Raw genomic sequence first — 21391 nt, 5'->3', positions numbered from 1 at the left:
AACTCCGAGTGACTGAGCTTCGGCGGCCGTCCGGGCAGCCGTGCCAAGTCAGCCCACTCGTCATCGATCTTCACGTACAGTGCGGTCACGAGGGTATTCAGGTTCGTCGTCACAAACGATCATGGACACCCTCTCTTCGCGCCCGCAGTCATTTGGACAGACTCGTCTAGGTCACGGCTATACCGGAGTGGCCGACGAGCGGAGAGATCTCCTCCAGGGCTACCCCCGGTCCGAGAGCAGCGACACGAAGCTGTGCCGGAGCTCCCGGGGCGTCCACTCGTCAGCGTTGATCCTCAGTGGGTCACTTGCGGACGGTTACCGTAAGTGAGCGTTGCGTTCTGCGGTGGCGTGCCACCATCCGGGCGGGGAAGGGTGGGCGACCTTGTCGGTGGGCTGGTCGGGATGCAGCAGACCGAGCCGCCGCAGTGCGTCGGCGTGAATGCGGATGTCGAACCAGCCGTGCCAGTGGCCGTCAGGACCGATGCCGCAGGCAAGCCCCCAACAGATCTCGTCCTCCTTGAAGGGCATCCAGTCGATGCCGCGATCGCGCAGTCAAGCGCGTGCGGCCGCCATCGGCTGGAGGGAGCCAGGCAGGTTCTCGTAGGCCGCGATAGTGATCCACTCGGCGCTCGACGTGTCCATGACGTCCATGATGACGGGCAACTGCGGTAATGACTCGTCCCTTTGGCGATCAATCACCAACCTTCTTTACTGCGCGCATGGTTATAGGGATCTGCGCGCTGCTCGGCGTGCTGCTCGGCGAGGCGATCCGCCGTTGGCGATCGCGGCGGGCCATGGCACGGGCCAAGGCGGGGCAAGCAGCCCTCTTCCTGATCGGGGCCAAGCGGCCGAACGTGGGCCGCCGATGGGGTTTGGGCCGGGCGCGAGCTGATGCTGAAGAGTTTCGATGGGAACCTCGCTGGCCGTGGACTCGGCTCCGTGAGGTTCCGGCAGATCTGCTTTTTGTCCGAGTACGCCAGCAGCAGGGCCGCGAATGGTTGTGGCTCCCGGCCGGCGTCTCGGTGATCGAGTGCGAATCGTCTGATGGACCAGTATGGCTATGGGCCATGGACACGCAGCTGGAGCACGTAGTAGCGATGATCCGCTCCTGATCACAGGTGCGGAATCGGGTCGTATCCCCAGAGCGAGAACTGTCAACTGGGCTGCTGGTGTTTGACACCAACGGCTGACACCAACAGCGGCGGTCACCGTCGAGCACTGGCGGACGGTCAGCCGACGTCCACGGCGAGCTGACCGATGCCCACAGGCCCCCGTGATCGACCTGATAAGGATGAGGCTGCACCTCAAACGTCGTCTTCCGCGGTTGTCACTACAGGCCCGCCGCAGGGTCGCCGTCGCCGAGGCCTATCCACCAGTGCCCGTCATCCTTCACCAGCAGCAGCTCCTGCCGTTGACCGCTTTGCTTGTACGCCACTGTCACCGGGTTGAAGTAGGGAACGGATCCCTCCAGCACGGTGACTTCGACGGGACCGCCCGCCGCCTGGCCGTACTCGCGTACGTACTTGGCCGCGGTAGGCCCGGGCTGCTTGTAAGCGGGCCCGGCCAGCTCGGCGATTCCCTTCGCGTCTCCGTCCTTGAGCCGCTGGACGTAGACCCGTACGAGAGTGTCGACGTCCTCGGTCGTCTCCTGTACGTCGGGGTACGTGGATTTTTCCGCGCGCACCGTCACGTCGACCTTGGGCGCGTCGGCCAGGGCATAGGGCTCGTGGAACCAGTTCCACCACACCCCCGCGGTGATCCCGACGACCAGCAGGCCACTGCCGAGCGAACCAACCAGCTTCCTCATACGCACCTTCCTCCAGTACCAGTTGGACTTGACGCGGCCAACGAGCAGTCCGTTCCCGCATACTGAGACGTCCGCCGGCTCCGGAGCCGCTGTAGTACAGCACAGATGCATAGCAACCGTGACGTCCGCAGCCGACCGTCACCAGCGCTCGACGACCGATTCACCAGCCCGGCAGACCTCAACGACCGTCCCGCCCATAGTTCGCATCGAGGTCGGCGCCCTTCGTGATCACGAGCCGGAGCTGCTTCCGGTAGACCGCCTCGGTCGTCGCCTGGCTGCTGTGACCGACCAGCAGAGCGATCGCCTCGCTCTGACCTTCGAGGCCGGCTCCTGGGCAGCCTTCATAGGCCAGTTGAAGGCCGGCCGTCACCGCGTCTGAGCCGACCGGGCCCTGGTGTCCGACACGTCGCCGACGCCGCCGCCGAGAACCTTCACGGCCACCGCCCTCGAACGCGACGATGGCCAGCCGTAGGAGCACTCGGGAGAGGAACGCACACCCGCGTGTGGATCGTGGAACTCTCCTTCACCTCCGCACCCGAGCGGCTCGCGACGCGTCCTGCGCACCGCGAGAAGCTCACCGTCCTGCACGAGAAGTGGATCGCCCGCATGGCGGGGCCGCTCGCCGGCGACTCGGGCACCGTCATCGTCGTCGACGTACCGGACCGTGCCGCCCTCGACGAACCCCTGGCCAAAGCCCCGTACTTCAGCACCAAGGGCGTGAGGTGACCGGCCTGCGGGAGGGGCAGCCGTTGATCAAGTGACGCGGGAGGGAAAAAGGTGTCCATGGGGCTGTGAGCTTCCGTGGTGGGGCGGGAGAATTCGGTGGTCGGGAAAGTGCCGCGGAGCGCCGAATTCTCCCGTCCGGGCCTTCAGCCGGATACACGTGAAGTGTTCGGAAGGGGGTCGCATTCACTGAGCGGAGATCGATCTCCGCATCGGCTCTTGCCGGGCTGATCTGCAATATTCACGGTCTCGCCACAACCTGGTCGAACATTCGCACCCTCTCCACAATCGCCCGGCTCGGGCCCGTGGTGGACGGGATCATGAGACCTAATCGCGATCAAAGGCCCCGCTGTCGGCCGGCAAATATCCGGACATCAGAGGTAGGAGAGCAGATCTTTCGCGTGGCGCAGCTCACTGAGCAATGTCAAGTGGTTCGGCCGGAAAACTCGTTCGGGTTGCCCGGGGCACCGGGAAAGTGGTTCCATCACGGCTGAACGCGGTGACTGGCAGTCACAATACGGCTCTGTGCCTACATTCCCCCGACGTATTGAGATCGTCGAGTGGGCGCGGCAAGGACAAGAACCAGGAAACGGCGACCGCCCCTTTGTGAACGGGCGGTCTGCGCCGGTCAGGAGGGAGCAACGTGGGTTGCTCGCACGCCGTGGGATGCCCGCTTTTCCCCCTGCTCAGGGCGAGCTTGCAGGGGTGGCGCGACTACTACTGCGACAGCACGGACCAGTGGCACGACTGCGCCCGCTACCAGTTGTCGCTCACCGGCGAGCGCGTGCCGATCAGCCTGCTGCCCAACGGAGCGGTCGCGCGGCACCTCGAAGGCACGGCCGGTGCGAACCGGTCCAGCGCGACCAACCCCACGCAGGCACCCCGGCAGGCTCCGCAGCCGCAGCCCGACGCGTGGTCCCGGCCGGCACCGGCCGGGCCGCCTGAGCCGGCGTCACCTGGTCCCGAACGACTGGAGAGCACGGCCTGGTTCGGGGCGGCGCCGCCTCCGGCACCGTCCCCGGCACCGGTCCCGGCGCCGGTCTCGCCTCACCAACCGTCACCCCACACACCGACTCACCACATAACAACTCCCCGCCCCTCGGACCGCCCCGCTCCGCACACGGCGCGGGCGTCCCGCGCGAAGCGCGGCTTGTGGGGTCGGCTCGCCGACTGGATGAGAGGTCCGGCATGAACTACTGGCCCTGGTGGGCGGGCGCGGTCGGGCTCGCTCTGGTCACCGTCAACTACACCCTCACCACCGATCGTTCCTTCGGGGTGTCGTCGGCCTGGGACCGCGTGCTGCACTGGCGCAGCGAACGGCGTCTCGAGCAGATGGACGACGAGTTCGCCGACGATCAGGAGCTCGCCGAAGCGCTCGCCGCGGCCACCGCGGAGCACTTCGGAACCCTGCCCGGAGGGCCGGCCTCGCCCCCGGGACCTGGAGCGCCGGCCTCACCCCAGGTCCCGTACGGAGAGTCGCAGCCCCCGTACGGAGCGCCACCGCAGCCGCCGGCTCCGGACGTCGAACCGGTGGCGACGGAGGGTTCCTCGGTCACGAGCCAGCGTCCCGCCCCTCTGGTCACCCAGGCCGCCCTGCTGGTGTCGATCTTCCTGGGCGGACTGATCGCGTCGCTCGCGTCCGGGCGGTTCGAGCTCCGCTACGACATGGGCCCGGGTTTCCGCGATCTGGTGACCAGCGATCCGATCACCATGGTCGTCCTGCTGTTCCTCGGCGGCGTGCTGGTCGGCTTCGGCACCCGGCTGGCCGGCGGGTGCAGCTCCGGCCACGGGCTGAACGGCTGCGGCCGGCTGCGCCCGGTCAGCATCGTCGCGACCGCCGTGTTCTTCGGCACCGCCGTCGGGGTGTCGTTCCTCCTGTGGAAGGTGATCTGATGCGTACCCGGGGCGCGATTCTGCTGGCCAACATCATCACCGGGCTGGCCCTCGGCTTCACCGTCTCCAACATCGGCTTCGGCGACTACGCCGAGCTGAACCGCATGTTCACCTTCCAGGACCTGCGGATGTTCCTGTCCTTCGCGGGCGCCGTCGTGATCATCGTGCTCGCGTTCGCCCTGCTGCGGGTGCGCCGGACCCCGGGGCGGATCCACGCCGGTGTGATCCCCGGCGCGGTGCTGTTCGGCACGGGGTGGGCGATCTCCGGCGGCTGCCCGGCGATCCCGATCACCCAGGTCGCCGGCGGTTACCTGCCCGCCCTGGTGACCCTCGCCGGCGTCGCCGTCGGCATCTGGCTGTGCCGCTGGGCCAACGCCCGCTTCTTCCACCTGGACCGCGGCTCCTGCGGGCTGTGACCAGGTCGACCGGCCTGTGCTCATGTCCTGACGCACCGCGCACCGTGAGGTCCCGCCGTCACTGGGAACGGCGGGACCTCACGCGGTCTCCGGCAGACGCGAGGATGTTTGCCGCGTTTTGACCTAAATCGCCATCCGATTCCCGCTCCTGGACGTAACCACTGAGAAACAAGTTCCAGCAGGAGGAATTATGGCGATCTTCAACGCACTCTTCCCCACGCTGAACCGGGACTACGGTGAACGCGGCGGTGGCGGCGGACACGGCGGACACGGCGGCGGACACGGCGGACACGGCGGACACGGCGGACGTGGTCGCGGCGGACGCGGCGGTCGTGGCGGTCGTGGCGGACGCGGCGGACGCGGCGGACGCGGTGGGCGCTACTAACAGCGACTCGGAGCGGAGCGGACCGGTGCCCGAAGGAGCCGGTCCGCTCCGTTGGCGTGTCCTGAGGCGTCTTCTGTCCGTGGGCACGGACGCCGACGACGTGGTGGCTGCCGCCCCGCCGTTGGCGCCGCGCGTGATCTTCCGGCGTTTCTGGCCCTATACCAGCGGGCGCCGACGCTGGCTCCTGCCGCTCGTCCTGCTCAGTCTGACGGGGCCCGTCATCGACGCGGCCGAACTGTGGCTCTTCAAGGTCATGGTGGACGAGGTACTCGTCCCGCGGGACCTCCACCCCTTCGTCTGGATCGCGCCGACGTATGTGGGACTCATCGTCGTCGGCGGCATCCTGGGCTTCGCCGACGAAGTGACCTCCGCGTACGTCAGTGAACGCTTCCTGCTCGCCCTGCGCTCCGACGTCTTCCGGCACCTCCAGGGGCTGTCGCTCAGATTCTTCGAACGGCGGCGGCTGGGGGACGTGCTGTCGCGGATCACGGGGGACGTGGACGCCGTCGAAACGTTCCTGCTCTCGGGTGTCGTGGACGTGCTCTACGACGTGGTCCGGCTGGGCATCTTCCTCGGCCTGCTCTTCTACCTGAGCTGGGACCTCACGCTCATCGCGATCGTCATCGTGCCGCTGTTCTGGGGCGCCGCCGTCCACTTCTCCCGGCTGATCAAGCAGGCGTCGCGCGAGCGCAGGCGCCGCAGCGGCTCGCTCAGCGCGGTCGCCGAGGAGTCGCTGGGCAACATGACCCTGGTGCAGGCGTACAACCGGCAGGACTGGGAGCAGCGCCGCTTCGAGCGGGAGAACGTGGGCCGTTTCCACGCCGCGATGGCCTCGACGCGGATCGGTGCGGTCTACGAGCCGCTCGTGGAGCTCATCGAGGTGTGCGGCGGCGTCGCCGTCATGGCGCTCGGCACCTGGCAGCTCGCGCAGGGGCACCTCACGCTGGGCGGGCTGCTGGTCTTCCTGGCGCTGATCGGCAAGCTCTACAGCCCGGTCCGTGACCTGTCCCATCTCGGCGCCACCTTCTACTCCGCCTCCGCCTCCGCCGAGCGCATAGTGGAGCTGCTCGACCAGCGGTCCGAGGTCCGGGAGGCCGCGGATGCCCGGCGGATCGGCCGGGCGCGCGGCGAGGTCGAGTTCGACGGCGTGTCCTTCCGCTATCCGGACACGTCCCGCTGGGCGCTGTCCGACGTGTCGTTCCACGTCCACCCCGGCGAGACCCTGGCCCTGGTGGGAGCGAGCGGGGCCGGGAAGTCCACGGTGGCCAAGTTGCAACTGCGGTTCTACGACCCCGACCAGGGCGCTGTCCGCCTCGACGGCACCGATCTGCGGGAGCTGGCCCTGTCCGACGTGCGCGACAACGTCGCGGTGGTGCTGCAGGAGACGCTGGTCCTGCACGGCACGGTGCGGGAGAACATCGCCTACGGCCGGCCCGACGCGACCGACACCGAGATCGTGGAGGCGGCCCGCGCCGCGGACGCCGACGAGTTCATCCGGCTGCTCCCGGAGGGTTACGACACCGTGGTCGGCCAGCGTGGCCAGACACTGTCCGGCGGACAGCGCCAGCGGCTGGCCATCGCCCGCGCGATGATCAGGGACGCGCCCGTACTGCTCCTGGACGAGCCCACCACCGGCCTGGACATGCAGTCGAGCCGCCGGATCATGGACCCACTGCGCCGGCTCATGACGGGCCGGACGACCATCGTCATCTCCCACAACCTGCTCACGGTCCGCGACGCCACCCGGATCGTGGTGCTCGATCACGGCCGGGTCACCGAGTCCGGGACCCACGACGAGCTGTTCGTGCGCGGCGGCATGTACGCCCGGCTGCACCGGCTGCACAGCATGGCCTCGTCCGCCGGGCCCCCGTCGCAGGGCACGGTGCTGTCCTGACCGCCGTCACGCAGACGGCCGTGGAACCGCCGCTGCCCGCGGGCACCCGCCCGGTCCCCCGCTACCGGATCCTCGGGCACCTGACCCGCGCGGGCTGACTCGACCTGTACGGCTCCTGGAGCGAGGAACGGGCCTGCCGCTGCGTCATCGAGGTGCTGCGCCCCGGCCTCCGGTCTCCGCAGATGGAGGATGCCGCCCCGCCGGTCGCGGCGCGCCGGCGCCTGCCGCGCGCGCTCGCCGGGATCCTTGGCCGGCAGTGGCCCGGCCTGACCGGCAGCCCTCAGGAAGTCTCCTCGCCCGTGGCGAAGTGGGCCCTGGCCAGGACAGTGCCGTCGGGGGCGATCACCCGCGCGCCGGCCAGCTTCGCGGGGTCGACGGTGGCCGGGCCGCCCCACGAGCCCCGGCCGTGGCGCAGGGTGAAGTCACCGACGCGGATGGTGGTGCCGTCCTTGCGCACCAGCCGGCAGGTGACCTTGCCCTCGTGGGGAGTGCCGGTCTTGGCGAGGTCGACGGTCATGTAGATCCAGCCCGGGGAGCCGGGATGGGCGTAGACCTCGCCGGCCGGCTTTCCGGCCGCGTCGGCGGAGGTGAACCCGCCCCACAACATGCCCGACCCGACGGCGGCGGTCGAAGCGGGCCCGGCCACGGTGGACTCGATCGCCGTGCCGACCGCCCAGCCGCCGAAGCCGACGGCGAGGAGGACGGCGCCCGCGGCAGCGGCGACCCGTGGCCGTATCCGGCCGAGCACGCCCGGACGCGGGATGCCCGGCGCCCGGGCGTGCGCATGCCCGTCGTGTGCCGCCCGCTGCGTCAGTGCCTGCGCCACCCGGCTCTCGAACCCGACCGGGGGCTCGCTGCCCGGCAGGAGCCCGATCAGCCGGTCGCCCAGCAGAGTCAGCTGTCCGATGTACTCGCGGCAGTCCGCGCACCTCTCCAGGTGCGCGACGGCACCGGCCCGCTCACGGCCGGGCAGCACGCCCAGCGCGAGCTCGACGCCGATCTCGCGAAACTTCTCGCAGCTGATCTCACTGGCCATGGTCGCCTCACTGGAAGGAGGCAAGGGTGGTGCGCAGCTTCCCCATCGCCGTCCTGACCCGTGTCTTGGCGGTGCCCAGCGGAATGTGCTCCCAGTCGGCGATCTGCTGGGCGGTCATGCCGTAGATGCCGGCCATCACCAGGGCACGGCCCTGTTCGCGCGGCAGCTCGGCCACGGCGGCGCGCAGCCGGGACGACGCCTCGTCGGCCAGCGCGTGCCGCTCGGGGGTGTCACTGACGACGTCCAGGATCGCGTCGAGGTCCTCCGGCGCCACCGGCTCCTGACGCCGTGACCGTACGGCGTCAATGGCGAGGTTGTGGGCGATGGTGGTCAGCCAGGTCGTGACCGACCCGCGGCGCGAGTCGTAGATCTGCGCGTGCCGCCACGCCCGCTCGAATGTCTGCTGAGAGATGTCCTCCGCTAGTTGCGGGTCACCGGTGACCGCGACGGCGACACCGAAGACCCGGTGCTGAAACCTACGTACGAAACTGACCGCGAGTTCCGGATCACCGGTCGCCAGCCCGGACAGGAGAGCCTCATCCGGGAGCCGGCCCACCGGGAACCAGCTTCTCGACACATCCGTATATACGGACCATCCCCGCGCAGGGATTGCCCGACCGAAACGGAATCCCATGCTCCGATTCTCCCGCGAGACCGCTCTCCGCGCGCTCTGTCGCGGAACGGTTTCGGGCAGAGGGCCCTCGGTGACCGCGCGGGAACCGGGTGGATGGTGGAACCACGCGTCCCGGTACGGCAGTCTCTTCCCTCGTGGGGAGCGTTCCGTATCAGGGTGGTGTGCCGGACGGCACGGGCGTGCACATGGTGGTGTGCGGGGACGACGGACTCGCGCACCGGTTGGTCGCCGAGTTACGGGGGGTGTACGGCGAGCACGTGACGCTGGTCGTGCCGCCCTCCGAGCGCACGGTGCGGCCACCGGTGGTGGGCCGCAGCCGCACGGCGTCGGCGCTGCTGGACCGGGTGGTGAGCGCGGCCGTGAACCGGGCGGGAGTCGGGGCCGGCGGCGCGGGCAACGGCACAGGCGGGGGCGCGGGCGGTGCCGCGGGCGGTCCGCCCGCCGGTGCGAACCGGCTGTTGGAGGCCGCCGAACTGACCGAGGCCGTACTCGCGGACGCTGGTGTGGAGCGGGCGGCGGCGCTGGCCCTGGTGTACGACGACGACGAGACCAACATCCGGGCCGCCCTGACCGCCCGCCGCCTCAATCCGCGGCTGCGGCTCGTGGTGCGCCTGTACAACCGGCGGCTGGGCCAGCACATCGAGGAACTCCTCGACCAGACCGCCGCGCTGGCGGTCGGCGGTGACCACGCGGCGGGCGCCGACGCGTCCACGACCGTGCTGTCCGACGCCGACACCGCCGCGCCCGCGCTGGCCGCCAGCGCCGTCGTCGGCACCAGCAAGGTCGTCCAGACCGACGGGCTGCTGCTGCGCGCGGTGGAACGGCCGCCGCCCGCGCCGGGACAGGTCGCCGACCCCGGGCTGTGCACACTGGCGCTGCTGTCCGCGACGACCAGCGATCCGGCCGGCGCGGACGGTTCCGAGGACAGCGGCGACCAGCGGCCGCAGCTGCTGCCGGACGAGGCGGCGGTACGGGCGGCCACCGGGCGCGCGACCGTGGTGCTGGAGCAGGTCTCGTACGCGGCCGGTGCGCCGCTGTCCGCCAGGCGCGTGGTGGCGGCGGCCGTGCCGCCGCTGACGTCGCTGTTCTCGCGGCGGCTGCGGTGGACGGTGGCGGGTCTGCTGGCGTGCGTGTTCGCGCTCGCGGTGGCGTTGTGGGTGGTGGCCGGGGTCCATCCGCTGGGCGCGGTGTACCTGACGCTGCTCGACCTGTTCGCCATCGACGATCCCGCGCTCGGCGAACCGGTCGGACGGCAGCTCCTGCAACTGCTGACCGGGCTGGTGGGTGTGCTGCTGCTGCCGGTGGTGCTGGCCGCGGTGCTCGAGGCGCTGGGCACGTTCCGGTCTGCGTCGGCGCTGCGCAGGCCGCCGCGAGGGCTCGGCGGGCACGTCGTCCTGCTGGGACTCGGCAAGATCGGCACCCGGGTGCTGACGCGGCTGCGGGAGCTGCGCATTCCCGTGGTGTGCGTGGAGTCGGACCCGGAAGCGCGCGGCGTGGCCACGGCGCGGCGGCTGCGGGTGCCGGTGGTGCTCGGGGACGTCACGCAGGAGGGCGTGCTGGAGGCCGCGAAGATCCACCGCGCGCACGCGCTGCTCGCCGTGACCAGCGCGGACACGACGAACCTCGAGGCGGTGCTGTACGCGCGGTCCGTGCGCCCCGATCTGCGGGTGGTGCTGCGGCTGTACGACGACGACTTCGCCACCGCGGTGTACCGCACCCTGCGGGCCGCCCACCCGAACGCCCTGACGCGCAGCCGGAGCGTGACGCACCTGGCGGCGCCCGCGTTCGCCGGCGCGATGTTCGGCCGACAGATCCTGGGGGCGATCCCGGTGGAGCGGCGGGTTCTGCTGTTCGCGTCCGTGGACGTGGGCGGGCATCCGCAGCTGGAAGGCAGGACGCTCGCGGAGGCCTTCCGGCCGGGGTACTGGCGGGTGCTGGCGCTGGACGTGGGGATGACCGCGGACGAACGGCGGGATCCGGCCGCACCGGAGGCGGCGGCCGAGCACCCGGACCGGGCCTCGGGTCTGGTGTGGAACCTGCCCGGCACCTATGTCCTGCGGAAGGAGGACCGGGTGGTGCTCGCGGCGACCCGGCGCGGTCTGGCGGAGTTGCTGGGCCGCAGGTCGCGGGAGCGGACGGGGACGCAGGAACCGTAGGAACGGGGGCCGCAGGAACCGAGGAACGGGGGGCGCAGGGAGCGTAGGAGGTGCGCGGGGCGGGCCGGGGGTGGCTCAGGACGCGCGGTCCTGGGCCACCTGCGCCCCGCGGCTTCCCTACTTCGGCAGATGCCGCTCCGCGAAGTCCAGCTCCAGGCGGATCTGCTTGATGCGTTCGTCGACGACCAGGGAGCCGTGGCCGGCGTCGTAGCGGTACACCTCGTGGACGGCTTCGCGTGCCTTGAGGCGCTTGACGTAGTTCTCGACCTGGCGGATCGGGCAGCGCGGGTCGTTGACCCCGGCGGAGATGTAGACGGGCGCCTCGACCTGGTCGACGTAGGTCAACGGCGAGGAGGCCTCGAAGCGCTCGGGCACCTCCTCCGGGGTACCGCCGAGCAGGGTGCGGTCCATGGCCTTCAGCGCTTCCATCTCGTCGTGGTACGCCGTGACGTAGTCGGCGACCGGGACCACCGCGATGCCCAGCGCCCACAGGCCGGGCTGGGTGCCGAGACCGAGCAGGGTGAGGTAGCCGCCCCAGGAGCCGCCGGTGAGGATCAGCCGGGCCGGGTCGGCCAGTCCCGAGCCGACGGCCCACTCGCGGACCGCCGCGATGTCCTCCAGCTCGATCAGGCCCACCCGGTGCTTGAGCGCGTCCGTCCACGCCCGGCCGTAGCCCGTCGAGCCGCGGTAGTTGACCCGGACCACCGCGTAGCCGTGGTCGACCCAGGCGGCGGGGCCCGCGGCGAAGGAGTCGCTGTCGTGCCAGGTGGGGCCGCCGTGGATGTCGAAGACCGTGGGGAGCGGCCCGGTCGCGCCCGCGGGCCTCTGCACCAGGGCGTGGATACGGCCGCCGGGGCCCTCCACCCACACGTCCTCCACCGGCACCGACCCCGGGGACTTCATGCCGGGCGGGTCGAGGACCACCCCGCCGTGCGTCGAGCGCACCGCGGAGGGCTCGGCCGCCGAGGACCACAGGTACTCCACGCTGCCGTCCGGGCGGGCGGTCGCCCCGGAGACCGTGCCGGGCGGAGTCGGGATCGTCGTCAGTTCACGGGTGGCCAGGTCGTAGCGGAACAGCTCGCTGCGGGCCTCGAAGCCGTGCACCACGAGCAGTCCGCCGCCGTCCGGGCACCACTCGGCGCTCACGTCGCCGGGCAGGTCGAGCGCCAGGTCGTGCTCCTCGCCCGTCGCCACGTCCCACACCAGCGGCTCCCACCGGCCGCGTCTTTGGTGGCCGACGAGCAGCCGCGTGTCCCCGTCGACCGGGGCGAAGCCCAGTACCTCGAGGCCCAGCTCGACCGTCCCGCCCTTGGTGTCGTCCAGTTCGGCGACCTTCGTGCCGTCCGGGCGCAGTACGCGCAGCGCCGAGTGCATCGCGTCGCCGTGCTCGGTGTGCTCCAGGGCGATCAGCGAGCCGTCGTGGGAGAGGTCGCCCACGCCCGCCGACTCGCGGTGCCGGTAGATCTCCGTCACCCGGCCGTCGCGGGCCAGGTGCAGGGTCGTGCCGTCCTCGTCCGTCGAGCGCCCCACGACCGCCGTGCGGCCGTCCCGGCCGAGCGCGAGGCCCGCCGGATACGACGCCCCGAGGCCGGGCACGGCCGCCTCGTCGGCCCCGCCCTCGAAGGGCTGCCGCCGCCAGACGCCGAACTCGTCGCCGTCCTTGTCGTCGAACCACCAGATCCAGTGCCCGTCCGGCGAGAGCACACCGTCCGTCGTGCCGTTCGGCCGGTCGGTGACCTGCCGCTGCCCGCCCGTCGCCCGCTCCCAGGCGTACAGCTCGTACGTCCCCGTCGCGTTCGACACGAACAGGGAGCGCTCCGGCGCGTCCTCCGCCCAGTCGGGCAGGGACACCCGGGGCGCGCGGAAGCGCTTCTCCCAGTCCGGCATCTCCTCGATGAGTGCCCGCCGGTCGAGTTGCTGCGGCGAGTCGGACCCGTTGCTCTCAGTCATGACCCCATACTGCCCGGTCCCGCCGACAAATCGCCGACCGGTCTCCCCAGCCTGTGGACAACTCCGCCCGGACCCTTTGCATCCTCTTGCGATTTCCACACCTTTCCCACCCGCCGGGCGTCCCGCGTCCCGGCCACCCGGCGCCCCTGAGTGCCGACCCCGCGACCGGGACGGAGCGTGCGGCACCGTACCGTTGAGGGCGTGTACCGGTTTCTGCTGACACCTCGCTGGTGGGGCATCAACGTCTTCGTGCTGCTCGCCATCCCCTTCTGCGTGTTCATGGGGTCCTGGCAGCTGAGCCGGTTCGAGGCCCGGGTGCAGGACCACCGGACCGCGACCGAGCAGGCCGCCTCCTACCGCGAGGAGGCGCCGCGCCCGCTGGACCGGCTGCTGCCCGTGGACAAGCGCACGTCCGGCATGCAGACCACCGCGACCGGCCGGTACGCCGATCAGCTGCTGGTCCCGGACCGCGAGCTGGACGGCAAGCCCGGGTACTACGTGCTGACGCTGCTGCGCACCGACTCCGGCAAGGCGCTGCCGGTCGTACGCGGCTGGCTGCCGGGGACCCCCGACCCGGCCCGGGTCCCGGCGCCGCCCGCGGGCGAGGTCACGGTCACCGGAGCGCTCCAGGCGTCGGAGACACCGGGTGACAACGGGGTCAGCGCCCGGGGCGGACTGCCGTCCGGGCAGACCGCGGCGATCAGCGCGGCCTCGCTGGTGAACCTCGTGCCGTACCGCGTGTACGACGCCTGGGTCACCCTCGACCACGCCGCCCCCGGGATGACGGCGGTGCCGGCGAAGGCCCCCGACAACACCGGACTGGACCTGAAGGCGTTCCAGAACCTCGGCTACACCGGCGAGTGGTTCGTCTTCGCCGGCTTCGTGGTCTTCATGTGGTTCCGGCTGGTGCGCCGCGAGGTGGAGGCCCTGCGGGACGCGGAACTGGGGCTGGCGCCCGCGGAGTCCGACGAGGCCCCGGTGCCGGCGCCCGTGTCGAGCGGCGCGTCCGGCACCTGACCGGCCCCCTACGACGCCGGGAGCACCCCGGTCCGGTAGATCGTCCCCGCACACGCGTTCGTCACCGTCGCCGACGCCGAGGGCGAGCCGGCCTCCGGGGTGTGGGAGACCACGACGCTGCCGTCAGCCGTGCTGTCCGCCAGGAGCATCTGGGTGTTGGGGCCGCCGTCGCCGCCGGTGCTCGTGGCACCCGTGGTGCTCGCGCCCTGGGTCGGGGACGGGTCGGCCGAGGGCCCGCCGGTCTCGTTGCCGCCGGTGCTGCCGCCGCCGCTGGTCGGACAGGTCTGGGAGGGCACCCAGGCGAACTTCACCTCGTACGCCGAGCCGGACGGCAGGAGCAGGCCGGGCACCTCGGTGGAGGGGTCGGGCAGTTCCGCCGCCGCGTCGCCGGAGGTGTGCGCGACCACGGTGATCCTGGTGGCGTCGGCCGCGCCCTGCGCGAGGGTGCTCACCGATCCGGAGCCGCCGACCCGGCAACTGCCGGCGGAGACGTTGGTGACGTGGAAGGTGCCGTAGACGACACCGGCCGAGTCGGGGGCGTCGACGGTGGCGGTGGCGGGGCCGAGCTGGGCGGCCGTGCACACCGGGGCGTCGCTGCCGGAAGGGGAAGAGGAGCTGTCCGGAGCGCCGGTGGGTCCGCTGTCGGCAGCGGTGTCCGGACCGCCCTTGTGGTCTTCCTTCCGGTCCTGCGGGGCCCCGCCGGCGGCCTTGTCCGAGGAGCCGCCGATGCCGCTCTCGCCACCGTCCGGGTTCTTGCCCTGGCTCGTGTCGCCCTGGGCCTGGGAGGCCTTCCCGGCGATCTCCGGGTTGGCGTCGGAGTCGGCGGTCTGGGACACGTGCACGAGGGCGGGGATGGCGGAGCCGACGAACAGGGCGGCGGCCGCCAGGCCGACGACGGCCTGCCGCTTGCGGGCCCGCCGCGCCGGGACCGCGCGCCGCAGGTGGTTCAGCGTGCCGTCCCGCGGCTCGACGTCCTGGACCGCCTGGTGCAGCATCCTGCGCAGTTCCAGCTCGTCCGAGTCGAGCCCGTCCGGGCCGAGTTCGTCGGGGCTGTGGTTCACGGTTCCGTTCCCAGCGTGCGATTGCGTGTGCTCTTGATGCTCCGGCTCGCGCGAAGCGCCGGGTTCGTCCGGCTCGCGGTCATCGCGGTCCTCGTCGTGCTTCCTCATGCCGACGCCCCCATCGCGACCCGCAGCGCCGCGATGCCGCGCGAGCCGTACGCCTTCACCGAGCCCAGCGAGATCCCGAGGGTCTCGGCGACCTGCGCCTCGGTCATGTCCGCGAAGTAGCGCAGCACCAGGACCTCGCGCTGGCGGCGCTGGAGGCCTTTCATCGCCTTGATCAGGGAGTCGCGCTCCAACTGGTCGTAGGCGCCCTCCTCGGCACTGGCCATGTCCGGCATCGGCTTGGACAGCAGCTTCAGGCCGAGGATGCGGCGGCGCAGGGCCGAACGGGAGAGGTTGACGACCGTCTGCCGCAGGTAGGCGAGGGTCTTCTCCGGGTCCCGGACGCGTTTGCGGGCGGAGTGGACGCGGATGAACGCCTCCTGGACCACGTCCTCGCAGGAGGCCGTGTCGTCGAGGAGGAGCGCGGCCAGGCCCAGCAGCGAGCGGTAGTGCGCGCGGTAGGTCTCGGTGAGATGGTCGACGGTGGTGCCGGCCGCCACGGTCTCCTCGACGGCCTCACGCTGACTGGGTATGCGGGCGGGCCGCGCGGCGGGCACGGGCGCGATCACCGGCATGCCGCCGGGAACGCGCGGACGGAGCGCCGCGCGAGGCGGCCGCAGTGCGGTGCCGCGGGTCGCCGCTGGGGATACCTCCCGCTCGAAGAGCATGGGGGTGAACTCGAGAACCTCTGCCACGCCAGTTGGACACGTCTCCCCCCACCGAGGTTGTACGTGCCGGGCAAGTCATTTGCGCCGTGTGACCCGTCCGACGACGTTCTCGCGGCAGGCGGCACAACCGAATGCGCCTGGTATGCCCTCATGCGTCCCGCTCATCCCCTATGCCTGAATCACCGGGACGTCCCCACGTCCCGCAGCGTCCCCACGCCCCCGAAGGGCGACCGCAAAGACGCTCCCCGCCCTTCGTGCGGTTGCAAAGGACGGGGAGGCAAATCATCAGCCGCCGAACGGCATGGATCAAGTGGTCCAGCCCACCGGCCGGACCATGATTCTTACATGGATCCTACAAACAAACAGGCCCCTGGCCGCGGTATTTCCGGCCGGGGGCCCACTCGCGCGACAGGAGTCACGGCGCCTCGGCCGCCACCAGTTCCGCGATCTGCGCGATGTTCAGCGCCGCGCCCTTGCGCAGGTTGTCACCGCACACGAAGAAATCCAGCGCCGTGGGATCGTCCAGCGCCCGGCGCACCCGCCCGACCCACGTCGGATCGGTGCCCACCACGTCGGCGGGCGTGGGGAACTCACCCGCCGCCGGGTCGTCGTACAGCACCACGCCGGGCGCGGTGGCGAGGATCTCCCGCGCCTTGCCGACCGTGACCTCGCCCTCGAAGCGGGCGTGCACCGTCAGGGAGTGCGTGGTGACCACCGGGACCTGCACGCAGGTCACGGCGACCGGCAGCCGCGGCAGCCCGAGCACCTTGCGGGACTCGTCCCGCAGCTTCATCTCCTCCGACGACCAGCCCTCGTCGCACAGCGACCCGGCCCACGGCACGACGTTCAGCGCCACCGGCTCCGGGAACGGACCGGTGTCGTCCCCGACGGCCCGCCGCACGTCACCGGGGCTGGTCCCCAGCTCGGTGCCCGCCACCAGGGACAGCTGCCGGCGCAGGGTCTCGACGCCCTCGTGTCCGGCACCGCTCACCGCCTGGTACGAGGAGAGGACCAGCTCGCGCAGGCCGAACTCGGCGTGCAGCGCGCCCAGCGCCACGATCATGGACAGGGTGGTGCAGTGGGGGCTGGAGACAATGCCGCGCGGGCGCCGCCGCGCCGCGTGCGGGTTGACCTCGGGCACGACGAGCGGCACGTCCGGGTCGGTGCGGAAGGCGCCCGAGTTGTCGACCACCACCGCGCCCCGGGCGGCGGCGAGCGGCGCCCAGTGCGCGGCTGCCTCGTCGGGGACGTCGAACAGGGCGATGTCCACCCCGTCGAAGGCGTCCTCGGCGAGCGCGGCCACCTCGACCTCCTCGCCGCGCACGGTCAGCCTGCGGCCGACCGCGCGCTCGGACTCCGCGCCGCTCGGACGCGGGTGGGAGTCCGGGGGAATGGCGAGCAGGCGGATGTCGCCCCAGATGTCCGCGCGCTGGGACAGGATCCGGAGCAGTACCGTGCCGACGGCTCCGGTCGCACCCACGACCGCGAGCGTCGGTCGGTCGCTCATCGCCCGGTGCCTCCGTAGACGACGGCCTCGTCGCTGTCGGAGTCGAGCCCGAAGGCGGTGTGCACGGCGCGCACGGCCCCCGGCACGTCGTCCTGACGGGTGACGACCGAGATACGGATCTCGGAGGTCGAGATCAGCTCGATGTTCACGCCCGCGTCGGACAGCGCGGTGAAGAAGTCGGCGGTGACGCCCGGGTTGGTCTTCATACCCGCGCCGACCAGGGAGATCTTGCCGATCTGGTCGTCGTAGCGCAGGGAGTCGAAGCCGATGCCGGCCCGGTTCTTCTCCAGTGCGTCGATGGCCTTGCGGCCCTCCGCCTTCGGCAGCGTGAAGGAGATGTCCGTCAGGCCGGTGGAGGCGGCGGACACGTTCTGCACGACCATGTCGATGTTGATCTCGGCATTGGCGATCGTACGGAAGATGGAGGCGGCCTCGCCGGGCTTGTCGGGCACGCCGACGACCGTGATCTTGGCCTCGGAGGTGTCGTGTGCGACACCGGAGATGATGGCCTGCTCCACCTTCTTGTCCCCTTGCTGAATCGGCTCGCTGCTGACCCACGTGCCCTGCAACCCGCTGAAGGAGGAGCGGACGTGGATCGGGATGTTGTACCGGCGCGCGTACTCCACACAGCGGTGGAGCAGCACCTTGGAGCCGGACGCGGCCAGCTCCAGCATGTCCTCGAAGGAGATCCAGTCGATCTTCCGGGCCTTCGCCACCACGCGCGGGTCGGCGGTGAACACGCCGTCGACGTCGGTGTAGATCTCGCACACCTCGGCGTCGAGGGCGGCCGCGAGCGCGACGGCGGTGGTGTCGGACCCGCCACGCCCCAGCGTGGTGATGTCCTTCCGTTCCTGGCTGACGCCCTGGAAACCGGCGACGATGGCGATGTTGCCCTCGTCCAGCGCGGTCCGGATACGACCCGGCGTGACGTCGATGATCCGGGCTTTGTTGTGCACCGAGTCGGTGATGACACCTGCCTGGCTGCCGGTGAACGACTGGGCCTTGCTGCCCAGGTTTTTGATCGCCATGGCCAGCAGGGCCATGGAGATCCGCTCTCCGGCGGTCAGCAGCATGTCGAGCTCGCGCCCGGCAGGCATCGGGGAAACCTGCTCGGCGAGATCGATCAGCTCGTCCGTCGTGTCGCCCATCGCGGAAACCACGACAACCACGTCGTTGCCGTTCTTCTTGGCTTCCACGATCCGCTTGGCGACGCGCTTGATGCCCTCGGCATCGGCTACGGAGGAGCCTCCGTACTTCTGCACGACAAGGCCCACGTGCGCTCCTCGCTCAGTCCGTGTCCATCGCACTCACGCATATGCGGTGCGGTCGGCTCAGTCTATCGAGCGTCCGAATTTCCCTTTCGCGATATCGCATGGTGAGATACCCGGCGCCCGTTCGTCAGAACGGCTCATGCCCAGGGAGTGGAATACCACTCGGAAAGTGCGCCGCGTCACACCGTGCGGTCAGGCGCCCGGCGCAGTCCCAGCGGGTCCGCGATCTCCTCCGCCATGACCTTGCCGGCCTCGAACTCCAGGGTCTCGTCGCCCATGCCCTGGTCGGTGTCCAGCCCGTCCAGCTCCTCCAGGGGCTGGTTGAGGCGGACGTGGGCGACCAGGGACTGGAGGGCGCGCAGGGTGGCGGAGGCCGTGGAGCCCCAGTTGGAGAAGTAGGAGAACTGCCACCACCACAGGGCCTCGGTGGTGCGGCCGGCGCGGTAGTGGGCCATGCCGTGCCGCAGGTCGGCCATGACGTCCGCCAGGTCGTCGGAGATACGGGCGGGCACGGGTGCCCGGCGCGGCTCGTAGGGGTCGAAGACCTCGGAGTAGACGTCGATCGGCTCCAGCAGGCGCGCGAGGTTCTCACGGAGCTGGTCCACGTCCTGCTCCGGGCCGGAGTCGGGTTCGTAGCGCTCGTCGGGGACGATGTCCTCGTGCGCGCCGAGCCGGCCGCCGGCCAGCAGCAGCTGGGAGACCTCCAGCAGCAGGAAGGGCACCGCCGAGTCCGGCTCGTCGCCCTTGGCGACCGCGGTGACCGCGACCAGGAAGCTCTCCACCTGGTCGGCGATCTGGACCGCGAAGTCGTCCGGGTTCTGGCTCGTGGCGTGCAGCGTGGCGTCAGACATCTAGGAGTCGTCTCCCCTCGAAGGCGCGGCCGAGGGTGACCTCGTCCGCGTATTCCAGGTCACCGCCCACCGGGAGGCCGCTGGCCAGGCGGGTGACCTTCAGGCCCATGGGCTTGATCATGCGGGCGAGGTACGTCGCCGTCGCCTCGCCTTCGAGATTCGGGTCCGTGGCCAGGATCAGCTCGGTGACCGTGCCGTCCGCCAGACGGGCCAGGAGTTCCCGGATGCGCAGGTCGTCCGGGCCGACGCCCTCGATGGGGCTGATCGCCCCGCCGAGGACGTGGTAACGGCCGCGGAACTCGCGAGTGCGCTCGATGGCGACGACGTCCTTCGGCTCCTCGACCACGCAGATGACCGAGGGGTCGCGGCGGCTGTCGCGGCAGATCCCGCACAGCTCCTCCTGCGCGACGTTGCCGCAGGTCGCGCAGAAGCGGACCTTCGCCTTCACCTCGAGCAGGGCCTGGGCGAGCCGCCGTACGTCCGCCGGTTCCGCCTGGAGGATGTGGAAGGCGATCCGCTGCGCGCTCTTGGGACCGACGCCGGGCAGCCGCCCGAGCTCGTCGATGAGGTCCTGGACCACGCCTTCGTACAACGGACTGCCGTCCTTCCTGGTCGCTTCGGTACGTACGGTAGTTGCCCGGAGCCCGCCTCAGAAAGGCAGCCCCGGGATTCCGGTGCCGCCGCCCAGGCCCTGGGCCAGCGGGCCGAGCTTCTGCTGCTGGAGTGCCTGGGCGTTCTCGTTGGCCGCCTGGACGGCGGCGACGATCAGGTCGGCGAGGGTCTCGGTGTCCTCCGGGTCCACCGCCTTGGGGTCGATCTTCAGCGCGCGCAGCTCGCCGGCGCCGGTGACGGTGGCCTTCACCAGACCGCCGCCCGCCTGCCCGTCGACCTCGGTCCGCGCCAGCTCCTCCTGGGCCCGCTGAAGGTCCTGCTGCATCTTCTGGGCCTGCTGGAGCAGCTGCTGCATGTTGGGCTGGCCACCACCGGGAATCACGATCAGCTCCTGCGTTCGTACGGCTTTCCGGGCGGGGGGCCGATTCGCCGGTTCCCCGCTGGCACGAGCCTACGTGGTCCGGGCAGGCAGCGCCCCGCCACTCTTTCGAGTGAGTCTTGGATGAGTTCTATACCTGATCAAGGCCCTCTTCCGGGCGGAAAAGCTGTACTTCCCGGCGCCTCGCCACCCATTGGGGGGTAGGAAGGGTCCGGCGTGTCAGCCAGCGTCACGGATCGTAATCAGTAGGGAGTGCCGGGTGGGTCAGCCGGAGATGCAGCCCGAGCGGCCGCCGCAGAACGGGCGGGACGACGAGGCGGCCGGGCTGCGGCCGGGCGATCTGACCGGGCGGCCGTTCCCGCTCGGCGACTGGGGCGAGCCGGCGCAGCGGCTTGACGAGCTGTACCGCTGGGTGGAGCGGGGGGCGCTGCAGACCGTGGCCTGGTATCTGGGGGAGCGGGTGTGGAAGCGGCGCGGGGCGCGTGCACTGCGGGCCGGGGCGGCGGCGGGGGCGGTGACGGGGGCGGCGCTGCCCCTGCTCGATCTGACCGGGGCGGCCGACGGCGTGGCGCCGTGGGGATATGTGGCGCTGCTGCTGTGCGTGGCGTGCGTCGGGATCGACCGGTACTTCGGGGTGACGGCCGGGTGGATGCGGGACGTGGCGACCGCGCAGGCCGTGCAGCGCCGGTTGCAGGCGCTCCAGTTCGACTGGGCGTCCGAGAACGTGCGGGAGGTGCTGGGCCCGGCGGAGGGAACGGCCGGCGAGGCCGCCGAGCGGTGCCTGGGGGTGCTGCGACGGTTCTCGGAGGACGTCAACGAGCTGGTGCGCACGGAGACGGCCGACTGGATGGTGGAGTTCCACATCGGCTCGGCGCCGATGGGCCTTCAGGCGGCGGGGCCGGGGACGACCGGGCGGTCCGAGCCGGGGGGCGGGCACGGGCGCCTGCCGCTGCCGCCGAGCGCCGCACGGCCGAACATGCCCCGGCAGCGGCCGCCGGAGCCGCGCTGACCCCGGTCACCGGTGGC

General features: G+C 71.2%; 21 protein-coding genes and 2 pseudogenes. 8 read left to right on the top strand and 15 right to left on the bottom strand.

What is annotated here, in order from left to right; translation table 11 throughout:
* The 3 genes and pseudogenes from ACWEK3_RS01720 to ACWEK3_RS01710 all read right to left on the bottom strand — a co-directional run.
* Window positions 1-113, bottom strand: a pseudogene (locus tag ACWEK3_RS01720) (IS982 family transposase); the annotation flags it as partial.
* A 56-nt stretch (window positions 114-169) separates the two neighbouring features.
* A pseudogene (locus ACWEK3_RS01715) lies at window positions 170-291 on the bottom strand (site-specific integrase); the annotation flags it as partial.
* A 24-nt stretch (window positions 292-315) separates the two neighbouring features.
* Window positions 316-528 carry a hypothetical protein gene (locus ACWEK3_RS01710; protein WP_453248654.1) on the bottom strand — a complete coding sequence of 71 codons (213 nt, stop codon included), beginning with the start codon at window positions 526-528 and terminating at the stop codon, window positions 316-318.
* Between the two features lie 191 nt (window positions 529-719).
* Between ACWEK3_RS01710 and ACWEK3_RS01705 the strand changes: the two genes are divergently transcribed.
* Window positions 720-1112 carry a hypothetical protein gene (locus tag ACWEK3_RS01705; RefSeq protein ID WP_453248653.1) on the top strand — a complete coding sequence of 131 codons (393 nt, stop codon included), beginning with the start codon at window positions 720-722 and terminating at the stop codon, window positions 1110-1112.
* Window positions 1113-1330: 218 nt separating this feature from the next.
* Here ACWEK3_RS01705 and ACWEK3_RS01700 read toward each other — a convergent pair whose 3' ends face one another.
* Together ACWEK3_RS01700 and ACWEK3_RS01695 are read right to left on the bottom strand one after the other, a co-directional pair.
* On the bottom strand, window positions 1331-1807 hold the full coding sequence (locus tag ACWEK3_RS01700; RefSeq protein WP_388484849.1) for a hypothetical protein: 477 nt from the start codon (window positions 1805-1807) through the stop codon (window positions 1331-1333).
* Between the two features lie 178 nt (window positions 1808-1985).
* A complete protein-coding gene (locus ACWEK3_RS01695; protein ID WP_453248652.1) occupies window positions 1986-2177 on the bottom strand; it encodes a hypothetical protein in 192 nt (63 codons plus the stop codon).
* A 131-nt stretch (window positions 2178-2308) separates the two neighbouring features.
* Between ACWEK3_RS01695 and ACWEK3_RS01690 the strand changes: the two genes are divergently transcribed.
* From ACWEK3_RS01690 to ACWEK3_RS01675, 4 genes are all read left to right on the top strand, one after another.
* Window positions 2309-2533, top strand: a complete 225-nt coding sequence (locus ACWEK3_RS01690; RefSeq protein ID WP_453248651.1) for a YciI family protein — start codon at window positions 2309-2311, stop codon at window positions 2531-2533.
* Window positions 2534-3718: 1185 nt separating this feature from the next.
* Window positions 3719-4423, top strand: a complete 705-nt coding sequence (locus ACWEK3_RS01685; protein WP_450539616.1) for a YeeE/YedE family protein — start codon at window positions 3719-3721, stop codon at window positions 4421-4423.
* On the top strand, window positions 4423-4839 hold the full coding sequence (locus ACWEK3_RS01680) for a YeeE/YedE thiosulfate transporter family protein (RefSeq protein ID WP_450539614.1): 417 nt from the start codon (window positions 4423-4425) through the stop codon (window positions 4837-4839). Before ACWEK3_RS01685 ends, ACWEK3_RS01680 begins: the two co-directional genes overlap by 1 nt.
* Before the next feature lie 248 nt (window positions 4840-5087).
* Window positions 5088-7118 (top strand): ABC transporter ATP-binding protein, encoded by a 2031-nt coding sequence (locus tag ACWEK3_RS01675; protein ID WP_453248650.1) that lies wholly within the window; start codon window positions 5088-5090, stop codon window positions 7116-7118.
* A 280-nt stretch (window positions 7119-7398) separates the two neighbouring features.
* On the opposite strand, the gene ACWEK3_RS01670 is transcribed toward ACWEK3_RS01675, so the two are convergent.
* Window positions 7399-8154 carry a hypothetical protein gene (locus tag ACWEK3_RS01670; RefSeq protein WP_453248649.1) on the bottom strand — a complete coding sequence of 252 codons (756 nt, stop codon included), beginning with the start codon at window positions 8152-8154 and terminating at the stop codon, window positions 7399-7401.
* A 7-nt stretch (window positions 8155-8161) separates the two neighbouring features.
* Entirely contained in the window at window positions 8162-8731 is a 570-nt protein-coding gene (locus ACWEK3_RS01665) for an RNA polymerase sigma factor (RefSeq protein ID WP_361414102.1), read from the bottom strand.
* A 242-nt stretch (window positions 8732-8973) separates the two neighbouring features.
* Here ACWEK3_RS01665 and ACWEK3_RS01660 point away from each other — a divergent pair, with 242 nt between their 5' ends.
* Window positions 8974-10944: an NAD-binding protein gene (locus ACWEK3_RS01660; RefSeq protein ID WP_453248659.1), complete on the top strand. Its 1971-nt coding sequence runs from the start codon at window positions 8974-8976 to the stop codon at window positions 10942-10944.
* 117 nt (window positions 10945-11061) lie between these two features.
* On the opposite strand, the gene ACWEK3_RS01655 is transcribed toward ACWEK3_RS01660, so the two are convergent.
* Window positions 11062-12894: a prolyl oligopeptidase family serine peptidase gene (locus ACWEK3_RS01655; protein ID WP_450539609.1), complete on the bottom strand. Its 1833-nt coding sequence runs from the start codon at window positions 12892-12894 to the stop codon at window positions 11062-11064.
* Window positions 12895-13095: 201 nt separating this feature from the next.
* Here ACWEK3_RS01655 and ACWEK3_RS01650 point away from each other — a divergent pair, with 201 nt between their 5' ends.
* Window positions 13096-13911 (top strand): SURF1 family protein, encoded by an 816-nt coding sequence (locus ACWEK3_RS01650; RefSeq protein ID WP_453248648.1) that lies wholly within the window; start codon window positions 13096-13098, stop codon window positions 13909-13911.
* 8 nt (window positions 13912-13919) lie between these two features.
* On the opposite strand, the gene ACWEK3_RS01645 is transcribed toward ACWEK3_RS01650, so the two are convergent.
* From ACWEK3_RS01645 to ACWEK3_RS01615, 7 genes are all read right to left on the bottom strand, one after another.
* On the bottom strand, window positions 13920-14972 hold the full coding sequence (locus tag ACWEK3_RS01645) for a hypothetical protein (RefSeq protein WP_450539605.1): 1053 nt from the start codon (window positions 14970-14972) through the stop codon (window positions 13920-13922).
* Window positions 14973-15076: 104 nt separating this feature from the next.
* On the bottom strand, window positions 15077-15745 hold the full coding sequence (locus ACWEK3_RS01640) for a SigE family RNA polymerase sigma factor (protein ID WP_453248658.1): 669 nt from the start codon (window positions 15743-15745) through the stop codon (window positions 15077-15079).
* 415 nt (window positions 15746-16160) lie between these two features.
* Window positions 16161-17252: an aspartate-semialdehyde dehydrogenase gene (locus ACWEK3_RS01635; RefSeq protein ID WP_376652453.1), complete on the bottom strand. Its 1092-nt coding sequence runs from the start codon at window positions 17250-17252 to the stop codon at window positions 16161-16163.
* Window positions 17249-18526, bottom strand: a complete 1278-nt coding sequence (locus ACWEK3_RS01630; protein ID WP_376541594.1) for an aspartate kinase — start codon at window positions 18524-18526, stop codon at window positions 17249-17251. Before ACWEK3_RS01630 ends, ACWEK3_RS01635 begins: the two co-directional genes overlap by 4 nt.
* A 176-nt stretch (window positions 18527-18702) precedes the next feature.
* Window positions 18703-19374, bottom strand: coding sequence for a DUF5063 domain-containing protein (locus tag ACWEK3_RS01625; protein WP_450539603.1), 672 nt, complete (start codon window positions 19372-19374; stop codon window positions 18703-18705).
* Entirely contained in the window at window positions 19367-19966 is a 600-nt protein-coding gene (gene recR, locus ACWEK3_RS01620; protein ID WP_141359690.1) for a recombination mediator RecR, read from the bottom strand. The genes ACWEK3_RS01625 and recR overlap by 8 nt, the downstream gene beginning before the upstream one ends.
* Before the next feature lie 57 nt (window positions 19967-20023).
* Window positions 20024-20368 carry a YbaB/EbfC family nucleoid-associated protein gene (locus ACWEK3_RS01615; protein ID WP_141359691.1) on the bottom strand — a complete coding sequence of 115 codons (345 nt, stop codon included), beginning with the start codon at window positions 20366-20368 and terminating at the stop codon, window positions 20024-20026.
* Window positions 20369-20624: 256 nt separating this feature from the next.
* On the opposite strand from ACWEK3_RS01615, the gene ACWEK3_RS01610 reads away from it, so the two are divergent.
* The gene (locus ACWEK3_RS01610) at window positions 20625-21374 is read left to right on the top strand and encodes an SLATT domain-containing protein (RefSeq protein WP_450539601.1); all 750 of its coding nucleotides are present in this window, start codon (window positions 20625-20627) and stop codon (window positions 21372-21374) included.
* Window positions 21375-21391 lie beyond the last annotated feature (17 nt).

This window comes from Streptomyces sp. NPDC004721, from assembly GCF_053601495.1.
This window is presented reverse-complemented; position numbering and strand designations above follow the sequence as displayed.